12 protein-coding genes are annotated in these 9,430 nt (G+C 42.1%); 9 read left to right on the forward strand and 3 right to left on the reverse strand.

Translation table 11 applies throughout. The features are described from left to right. Positions 1-988, reverse strand: a 988-nt coding sequence (locus AC1DPZ_RS18750; RefSeq protein ID WP_477406208.1) for a BaiN/RdsA family NAD(P)/FAD-dependent oxidoreductase, incomplete at its 3' end; no start/stop codon positions are given. On the opposite strand from AC1DPZ_RS18750, the gene AC1DPZ_RS18755 reads away from it, so the two are divergent. The 6 genes from AC1DPZ_RS18755 (at position 987) to AC1DPZ_RS18780 (ending at position 4,787) form a co-directional block, all read left to right on the forward strand. Further along, the gene (locus AC1DPZ_RS18755) at positions 987-1,595 is read left to right on the forward strand and encodes an NADH-quinone oxidoreductase subunit A (RefSeq protein WP_477406210.1); all 609 of its coding nucleotides are present in this window, start codon (positions 987-989) and stop codon (positions 1,593-1,595) included. The two genes, AC1DPZ_RS18750 and AC1DPZ_RS18755, sit on opposite strands and share 2 nt — an antisense overlap. Beyond that, a complete protein-coding gene (locus AC1DPZ_RS18760; RefSeq protein ID WP_184549335.1) occupies positions 1,588-2,070 on the forward strand; it encodes an NADH-quinone oxidoreductase subunit B in 483 nt (160 codons plus the stop codon). The genes AC1DPZ_RS18755 and AC1DPZ_RS18760 overlap by 8 nt, the downstream gene beginning before the upstream one ends. Positions 2,071-2,083: 13 nt before the next feature. Beyond that, positions 2,084-2,458 carry a DoxX family protein gene (locus AC1DPZ_RS18765; protein ID WP_477406213.1) on the forward strand — a complete coding sequence of 125 codons (375 nt, stop codon included), beginning with the start codon at positions 2,084-2,086 and terminating at the stop codon, positions 2,456-2,458. A 186-nt stretch (positions 2,459-2,644) separates the two neighbouring features. Beyond that, entirely contained in the window at positions 2,645-3,544 is a 900-nt protein-coding gene (locus AC1DPZ_RS18770) for an alpha/beta hydrolase fold domain-containing protein (protein ID WP_477406215.1), read from the forward strand. Between the two features lie 191 nt (positions 3,545-3,735). Then, positions 3,736-4,239 carry a hypothetical protein gene (locus AC1DPZ_RS18775; RefSeq protein WP_477406217.1) on the forward strand — a complete coding sequence of 168 codons (504 nt, stop codon included), beginning with the start codon at positions 3,736-3,738 and terminating at the stop codon, positions 4,237-4,239. Between the two features lie 2 nt (positions 4,240-4,241). Further along, entirely contained in the window at positions 4,242-4,787 is a 546-nt protein-coding gene (locus AC1DPZ_RS18780) for a GNAT family N-acetyltransferase (protein ID WP_477406219.1), read from the forward strand. A gap of 59 nt (positions 4,788-4,846) precedes the next feature. Here AC1DPZ_RS18780 and AC1DPZ_RS18785 read toward each other — a convergent pair whose 3' ends face one another. Beyond that, entirely contained in the window at positions 4,847-5,434 is a 588-nt protein-coding gene (locus tag AC1DPZ_RS18785; protein ID WP_477406221.1) for a fasciclin domain-containing protein, read from the reverse strand. 330 nt (positions 5,435-5,764) lie between these two features. Further along, positions 5,765-7,219, reverse strand: a complete 1,455-nt coding sequence (locus AC1DPZ_RS18790; RefSeq protein WP_477406223.1) for an NADP-dependent isocitrate dehydrogenase — start codon at positions 7,217-7,219, stop codon at positions 5,765-5,767. A 171-nt stretch (positions 7,220-7,390) separates the two neighbouring features. On the opposite strand from AC1DPZ_RS18790, the gene AC1DPZ_RS18795 reads away from it, so the two are divergent. The 3 genes from AC1DPZ_RS18795 to purE form a co-directional block, all read left to right on the forward strand. Then, positions 7,391-7,780, forward strand: a complete 390-nt coding sequence (locus tag AC1DPZ_RS18795) for a hypothetical protein (protein ID WP_477406225.1) — start codon at positions 7,391-7,393, stop codon at positions 7,778-7,780. 56 nt (positions 7,781-7,836) lie between these two features. Continuing rightward, a complete protein-coding gene (locus tag AC1DPZ_RS18800) occupies positions 7,837-8,976 on the forward strand; it encodes a 5-(carboxyamino)imidazole ribonucleotide synthase (protein ID WP_477406227.1) in 1,140 nt (379 codons plus the stop codon). 129 nt (positions 8,977-9,105) lie between these two features. Beyond that, a partial coding sequence (gene purE / locus AC1DPZ_RS18805; RefSeq protein ID WP_477406229.1) for a 5-(carboxyamino)imidazole ribonucleotide mutase occupies positions 9,106-9,430 on the forward strand: 325 nt, incomplete at its 3' end.

Here is a 9,430-nt window from a genome sequence, read left to right on the forward strand (position 1 = left end):
ATATGCTGATGTCTTCAATTTCGGCTTTGGTAAGGGATGCCAGATTCTTTTCGACGGGCAGCTTATCGCTTAGTGCTTCAGCAAATTTGCGGGTGTATAAGCCGGCAAGGTAGGCCAGCAGCATTTTTTTACCGTTTGTTTCCTTTTCCTGCTGAATCAGGTCGGCAATGTTTTGATTGGGGAGCAGGTCGATATAAATATACTCTCCTGGTTTCCAGTAGGAGGAGATCTGCAGGATAGCGGGACCGCTTAAGCCCCAATGCGTAAACAGGATGTTTTCTTCAAAGCTGATCCTGTCATTCCAAACCCGGCAAAAAATACTGTTGCCCGATAATTGCTCATACCATGGCTGGTCTTTACCCGTAATGGTTAGCGGCACAAGTGCAGGAGCGGTATCTTCAATTTTTAGGTCGAACTGTCGGGCGGTGCGTAGCCCAAAATCGGTAGCACCCATTTTGGGGATGGGTAGGCCACCGGCTGCAATTACAACATTTGGCGCACTTATATACTCCTGCCGGCCATTAATTTCTGCACGGACGGTAAAACCATCGTCAGTTTTTTCAATTATTTTTACGTCGGCATTGCACCATATTTCCTGGCTAAGGTCGGCACAAAGGCTGGTAAAAATCTGTACCACATCTTTAGCATTGTCGCTTACCGGGAAAAGCTGGCCCAGCGTTTTTTCTTTGCCTTCGATGCCGTAAGTTTCAAAAAAGCTGATGGTATCATCCACCGTCCATTGCGAAAAGGCTGATTTACAGAAGTGTGGATTTTGCGAGATAAACTGCTGATCGGTTGCATACAGGTTGGTATAATTGCACCTGCCRCCGCCGCTGATAAGGATCTTAGCGCCCACACGATCCTTCTTTTCGAGGAGAAGTGTGCGCTTGCCTAAAAAGCCTGCTTGTACAGCGCACATGAGTCCGCACGCTCCGCCGCCAATTATTATTGCATCAAAATCTGTTTGTTTTGTTAAATTTGTAGTCATGACCGAGGTTTCGCAAATATCAGAATTTGGAAAGATACTCATCTTTCTTATCACCGGAATAATTATGGTGTGCGTGATATTTTTTTTTAACAGGTTATTGGCCCCCGATAACCCCAATTATGAGAAGCTAACTTCCTATGAATGTGGCGAAGAGCCTACCGGAAATGCCTGGCTACCCTTTAATTCGCGTTTTTATGTAATAGCGCTGATATTTTTATTGTTTGATGTGGAAATGGTATTTGTTTTTCCCTGGGCTACCGTATTTGGTAATCATGAACTGATAGCGAAGGATGCCCGCTGGGGGTGGTTTTCTTTAGCCGAAATGTTTATTTTTTTAGGCATCCTGATATTAGGCTTAGTTTACGCCTGGGTAAAGGGCGACCTGGAATGGATAAAAGCCAAACCTACGGTGCCAACCACAGATGTGAATATTCCTGCGTCGTTTTATGAAAAACTGAACCTGGAGCAAAGTAAATTCACCGTAAAAGCCTTTAGCATGGGTAATGAGGCTGTTGCCGAAACAGTTGCTGCCGAAACGCCGGCGGAGTTACCGGCGCCAAGGAAACCTATGTTTAAACCCACCTTTAAAAAGCCTGCAAATGAGTAGCGATATAACCAGCGAAGATGGTGGTGTAGTGATCACCAAAATGAATGATTTGCTTAACTGGGCACGTTTATCGTCCCTGTGGCCATTGAGCTTTGGAATAGCCTGCTGCGCCATTGAAATGATGGGCTCTATGGCTTCAACTTATGACCTTGACCGTTTCGGCGTTTTCCCGCGCCCATCAGCCCGCCAGGCCGATGTGATCATCATAGCCGGTACGGTTACCTTTAAAATGGCCGAACGCATTAAACGCCTGTACGAGCAAATGCCCGAACCCAAATACGTTATCTCCATGGGTTCATGCTCCAACTGCGGCGGCCCATACTGGCAGCATGGCTATCATGTGGTAAAGGGGGTTGACAGGGTGATCCCTGTTGATGTGTACGTGCAAGGCTGCCCGCCACGTCCCGAGGCTTTAATAGGGGCTATATTAGAACTGCAGAAAAAGATTGAGGGTGAGCATTTGATAAAGGCGTAAAGAAAATTCACGTATGAAAGTACTTATCGTCCTTCTTTCAACTTTTATCGTATCCGTTATTATTTCTCATTTTTTTGTCGGCGACTGGAATATCATCTTTAGCGGTAACCTGGCCATGATGCTGATGCTATGCTTTTCGTCTCTGGGGCATTTTATGTATACGGATGGTATGGTAATGATGATGCCGGGTTTTGTTCCCTTTAAAAGGTTACTGGTTTATTTTACCGGTATTTTAGAGCCAGCTCTTGGTATTGCCCTATTAGCTATAAAACATATCAACTTTGAAAAGGCGACATATGATGGCAACGGGACAGCTTATTTATGGTTTCGGATTCCTTTACAGTTGTTGTTTATTGGTTGGGTGCTGTATTTTTCAGTAGGATTATAAAGAATAACAACAGCTCCAATTTTCCCATTGTTGACAATATTGCCTAAGCCAGATTTGGTTATGGATCATTAATGTTTTTATCTCCAATATATCTCAAAAGGCAACCTGCAAATATTAATTAGCAGCCCTCCAAATTATGCTGTTTTTCTACAAATTATCCTCTACCTTTAAGCAAACCAACTAATTATGAAAAATATTTTCAAACTTTTTATTGCGTTGATATGCATCAGCAACTATACTACCGCCCAAACCAATCCTAAGCAGGATATTTTTCCCAAAGGTACAACATTCATTAGTAATGTACCTTACGCCAATGATACCCTTAAAAAACACCTGCTGGATATTTATCTGCCACCGGTTGTTAAGAGTAGCTACCCGGTAGTGATTTGGATTCATGGCGGCGCGTGGATGATGAATGATAAATATGCAGATATGGGTTATATGATTCAAACTTTAAAAGGTTTTATCGACAAAGGATACGCGGTTGTATCCATAGATTACCGGCACAGCACAACTGCCCCTTTCCCGGCACAAATACAGGATTGTAACCAGGCGGTGGAGTTTTTATATCAAAACGCATCAAAATATAAAATCGACCGCAATAAATTCGCACTCATAGGCTTCTCGGCGGGCGGACACCTGGCTTCGTTAATGGGCTTATCCAATAACAATAATGTTGCAGGGTTTTATCCGGCAGAAAAAAAGACCAGTTTTAAAATTAAGCTGGTGCTTGATTTTTATGGCCCGTCTGATTTTTTATCCATCAGGGGCAACCAATCACCAGATCCTAAAAGCCCGTTAACTTTATTGCTGGGCGCCCAGGTGTTTGACAGGCCCGACCTGGCCAAAACAGCCAGCCCCGTTACTTATGTAGATAAAAATGATCCGCCATTCCTGATAGTACAGGGTGAAAAAGATGAATCTGTAGATCCTCAGCAATCTATATCACTTAGCTTACACCTGAAACTGGCCGGCGTAAAAAATGAGTTGATCATCGTGCCCAATGCCCCACATTACGGCGTAATGTTTGATGCGGAAGATATCAGGAATAAGGTGTTTTATTACCTGGATGAGTATTTGAAATAGGATCGGGATTGCATCACATTACGCTCTTTTACTATTTACTTTAAAAGTTGTTAGTAATATCACGGTATTCCAGTCATTGACGAAACTCCGGTTATCAGTTCTAATATTTTATTTAACTGCAAAAAATAAGCTGATTGATACCGGGTGCTTTTTATAAAAAGCATAACTTTATAGTATTAAATCTTGTTGTCATGGCTGCAAAAAATATCAAACCAAAGCAAAATGATGCCATACTTACTATTTTATGGCTCGGGCTCCTAACCGGTACGCTTGATGGTATAGCCGCCATCATCTGGAATTATATTACAAGTGGCAGTATTAACGCCGATATTATTTTTAAGTTTATTGCAAGCGCGGTATTTGGTAAAGCGGCATTTAATGGCGGTATCGAAATGGTAGTGGCTGGTATTGTATTCCATTACCTTATCGCTTATTTATTTACTATCGCCTTCTACCTCCTTTATCCGGCTTTTGATAAGCGTTTGGGTAATAAATATTTAATTGCTGTGTGTTATGGCGTTATCGCATGGCTGGTAATGAACCTGGCTGTTGTACCGGCAAGTAAGATCGGTTTTCAGCCCATCAGCGTGCAGGTTGCCATAACCGGGATAATTATCCTGGTAGTTTGCATAGGCCTGCCAATAGCCCTTATTGCAGATAAAAAATATTGGGCCTCTAAAACTTTCACCTGGTAAGTATGCCTGTTAAATTCCCTTCGGTACAATTTCCGGAATTGAATACTAAGCGTTTGCTGTTAAGAGCACTGGTATGTGCGGATGCAGAACAATTGTTAGCCATCCGCAGCAATGATGACATAAACCGCTATATCGGCCGCAGTTCGGTGCAAAGCCCTGAAGCGATAAGCCAGTTTATTGAAGCGCGAATGAAGGATATGGCCAATAAGCAAGGTATTTATTGGGGGATTGAACTTAAAAGTACAGGTAAACTTATAGGAGCAATTTGCTATTGGAACCTTAATTATGAAGCTATAAGCGCCGAAATAGGTTATGAATTATTACCATCAGAACAAGGTAAGGGCCTCATGAAGGAAGCTATTAATAGCGTTTTAGCTTATGGATTCAACAATATGGAGTTGGATGCTATAACAGCATGGCCTTCTCCTGCAAATGTACGATCTGTTCAGCTACTGGAAAGGCATCATTTTAGCTATACTGAAACTATAGGAGGCCAGCTTGTTTACAAAATAAACCGTGTTACGTGGCAAACCATCACCGCCGAATAAAAAAGAGCCCGGCGTTTTACTGTCGGGCTCTTCGGATTTAAAATTTGGACTAATTATCTTTATTGCGGCATTAATACACCATTTAATCCATGTATAACGCCGTTTGATGCCATGGTATCAAACGAAATTACCAGCGCCACATTTCCTTTGGCATCCGCTATCTGTAAATTGCTTTTATCATTCACGGATAGGGTAAGTGTTTCGCCATCTACGGTCTTCATTGTGGTTTTTCCCTTGCCGGCGCTTAGTGCCTTAATAATATCAGCCTTGGTATATTCACCTGCTACCACGTGATATTTTAAAACTTTAGCCAGTTTTGCATGGTCCTTAGTCAGGTCATCCATGGTTGGTTTAGGAACTTTGCTAAAAGCCACGTCATTGGGCGCAAATACAGTAAACGGACCGGGGCCTTTTAAAGTAGGTTCCAGGTCGGCTGTTTTTACAGCTAAAGCCAGCGGAGCAAAATCTGTACTACTACTCAATACGCCAACTACGTCGCTTGTGGCTGCAGAAGGTGCAGCGGGAGCGGTTGCAGGAGCTGCTGCTTTAGTAGTGTCCTGTTGTTGTGTTTGTGCAATTGCATTGTTAGACAAAAAACCAATAGCTAATGAGGCTACGGCAATTAAAACTGACTTTTTCATGTTCATCTTTCTTTTGATTTAGTTCATAATAAAATGTAATGAGTAGCAGTTTTTTTCTATAATATTTCGTTTAAATTATTAATTAGTTGTGTAATGTATATGTTATAACTAATAATTACGAAAAATGTTTTATGAGTAGGCACTAATTTCACGAATTGTATCGAATTACAAGAATAAAAAGACACTAATTGCACTAATGTTTTCGAATTACACGAATATGCATGGCTACGATTATACGAATAGCAATTTACAAGAATTTATACTGACGTGTTGGGGTAAATTCGTGTAAATTGTCTTCCAATTCGTGAAATTAGTGTCTGTTAATTTGTGTTTTTTTTATTGCCCCTGTGCCAGGGTATAGCCAATTTTACCGTCGAATTTCATCAGGAACTCAACAGAACAAACTTTTACTTTTTCAGAAAAGTCTGCCGCGATGTGCAGGAGTTCTTTTTGAGTGATATTACGGTCGGCCTTCTTTTCAAAGCGTACACGATACTCATTTACCAGTTCGGTGTAGATAGACCCGGTTGGCCAAACCTGGGTGCCACGGTTTGAGATCATCACCAGGTCGAAGTTATTGGTAAGTACAGTTTTTGCTATTTCGGCAAGCGCGGTAGGCTGAACTTTAGATTCAACAAAAATGTCGACGCCAACCATTTCTTCTTTGATATTACGGGTAACTGTTAGCTTGTTTTTTAAAGGTTGTACGTGGTCGGCCTTTATTTCAAAATCAGGATTTGAAAACACTCCGCCATTTGCGGGTACCTTACCTAAATTAGCAATAATGGCATCGGTAAAGCTATTGGTATTTGATGCAGGGGTAGCTTTGTCGCCAAAGTCGCCGGTATGTACGCCTTGCTCTAAAGTATATAATAATGCGTTTTCGATATCGGCTGCATTTTTGGAGAAGCCCAGGAAGCGCAGCATCGAAATACCTGATAAAAGTAAAGCAGTGGGGTTGGCTATGCCTTTCCCTGCAATATCTGGTGCGGTACCATGCACCGCCTCAAAAATTGATATATTATCGCCAATATTGGCTGATGGTGCAAAACCCAAACCGCCAATTAAACCGGCACACAAATCGGATACGATGTCGCCCTGGAGGTTGGTTAGTACGATAGCCTCAAAAGTTTGCGGGCGGGTTACCAGTTTCATGCACAGGTCGTCCACAATAATGTCTGATGCCTCAATGTCGGGATATTCTTTGGCTACCTGCTGAAAAACCTCCAAAAACAACCCGTCGGTAAGTTTCATGATATTGGCTTTGTGACCGCAGGCTAATTTTTTAAGTCCTTTACGGCGGGCCATTTCAAATGCATAGCGAATAACCTGCTCAGATCCCGGGCGGGTAATAATACGGCGACCAACAGCAACATCATAAGTAAGCAGGTGCTCAATCCCTCCATAAGTATCTTCAATATTTTCGCGGATGATGGTTAAGTTGATCGGGATGCCTGCTTTTGAGAAAACGGTATCAACACCGTTCAGGCTGCGGAAATCACGCTGGTTGGCGTAGGTGTTCCACACTTTGCGGGCGGTTACGTTTATGCTTTTTACGCCTTTTCCTTTCGGGGTTTCCATAGGGCCTTTAAATAATAAACCCAGGGTTTCAATGATTTCTTTAGCTTCTGGTGTCATCCCGGTAGAGTAGCCTGCATCGAAATAAGACTTACCCATTTCAACAAATTCATACGCAAGCGGCACATTGTTCGCCTCAAAAACGCGAAGTACGGCCTGCATTATTTCGGGACCTATCCCATCCCCATTTGCAACAGCTATTTTGGTTTTCATTGAAGTATATCTTATGGTAACAACGGCGCAAATGCAGCCCTTTTAATCGCTGCTATACTTTTTCCGGCAATTTGTGACATTCATATTAAAGCTTTATGCCGGTTGATTCATTTATTTGCATAAATAATAACAGGCATCAACAAGAAGTGTTTTTTCCATTATCTATCAACCATGAAAGTACGCGCCAAACAGCTTTTTAAAACGTTTATATTCTCCGTCATCTTATCCATAGCGGTTAACAGCATTTACTACGCCATAGATCAAAAAGGAGCAGACTATGCCAATGCATTGCCAAAGATTTTTGAGGGGATAGTTTTGCTGAATATTATTGTATTCGTGATGTCGTTGCCATCATTGTTCCTGGTTAATCCTGCTTATTGGCGCAATCTGCCTGTACGGTTGCCTTTGTATTTTGGCGGTTCGATAGCTTTTATCGTAACTATATTTACAATGGGCCTTCCTCCGCAGTACAAAATTATTTACTTGCTTACAGGATGCATTTTTTTAATAGTTCATTCGGTATTTTATTATTTAACCGTAAAAAAGCAGGCACAGGTATAGATGTTTAAGCAGTTTATGGCTTTTTTGAAAGATTTGAGGTAAACTTGCAACATCAAATGAAAGCATTTTACGGAGATCTGAAATTGGGTATCTTGGGTGGCGGCCAGTTGGGGCGCATGCTGATACAACAAGCTATAAATTATAATGTTACGGTTAAGATACTGGACCCCGATCGTGAGGCTCCATGCCGTAAACTCTGCGATGAGTTTACTGTAGGTTCGCTGGGGGATTATGAAACTGTTTACAATTTTGGTAAAACCGTCGATCTGCTGACCATCGAGATCGAGAAAGTGAATGTTGATGCGCTTGAACAGTTAGAAAAGGAGGGCGTGCTGGTTTACCCCCAATCGCGCATTATCAGGCTGATACAGGATAAGGGTTTGCAAAAGCAGTTTTTTAAAGAAAATGATATTCCAACTGCCGATTTCCAGATCATATCATCGCCACAGCAATTGCAGCAAAGCTATATTCCGTTCCCTTATATACAGAAACTACGCAGGGATGGTTATGATGGTAGAGGCGTTTACAAAGTGCTTAATGCAACTTACCTTGATAAAGCCTTTAAAGAGCCCAGCCTGATTGAAAAATGGATTGATTTTGAAAAGGAAATAGGTGTTATAGTAGCCCGTAACGAAAACGGAGAGGTAAGCACTTTCCCACTGGTAGAGATGGAGTTTAATCCCGAAGCCAACCTGGTTGAATTTTTGATATCGCCATCAACCCTGCCATTCGAAATACATCAGCAGGCCGAGCAGATAGCAAAAAAAATAGCCGAAAGCCTGAAAATTGTTGGTTTACTCGCGGTAGAAATGTTTTTAGATAAGCATGGCAAAATATTGGTGAACGAACTGGCGCCTCGTCCGCATAACAGTGGTCATCAGACTATTGAGGGTAATGTGGTATCTCAATTTGAACAACATTTAAGAGCGATATTTAACCAGCCATTAGGTGATACCGCCTGCCTCAACAACGCCATCATGGTGAACGTTTTAGGCGAAGCAGGTTACGAAGGGCCTGCAATATACCAGGGGATAGAGAAAGTATTAAAGGTACCTGGGGTCTACGTTCATCTTTACGGCAAAGCGCTTACAAAACCCTTTAGGAAGATGGGACATGTTACCATAGTGGATGTAGATAGAGAAAAGGCCGTAGAAAAGGCAAGATTTGTGCAGAAAACACTGAAAGTGATAAGTTAGGTCGCACTATCAGTGCGGGAAAATTTACGAAGTAATTGTGTGGAAAAGCATAGTTTCTCCAGTATAGCTTAGAGATTGCTTCGTTCCTCGAAATGACGGACATATAATATTAAGTAGAATTATAACAACATGAGTCAACCAAAAGTAGCCATCATCATGGGCAGTAAGTCAGATCTGCATATAATGCAGGATGCGGCCGATGTATTAAAAGAATTAGGTGTTGATTTTGAAATCACCGTGGTATCTGCTCACCGCACACCCGACAGGATGTTCAGCTATGCCCGTGCCGCTGCAGACCGCGGTATAAAGGTAATTATTGCCGGTGCGGGTGGTGCTGCCCATTTACCAGGGATGGTGGCTTCATTAACCCATTTACCCGTTATTGGTGTACCGGTAAAATCAAGTAACTCTATCGATGGCTGGGATTCTATCCTGTCTATCCTGCAAATGCCTA

It is taken from the genome of Mucilaginibacter sp. P4_G9 (assembly GCF_056400985.1).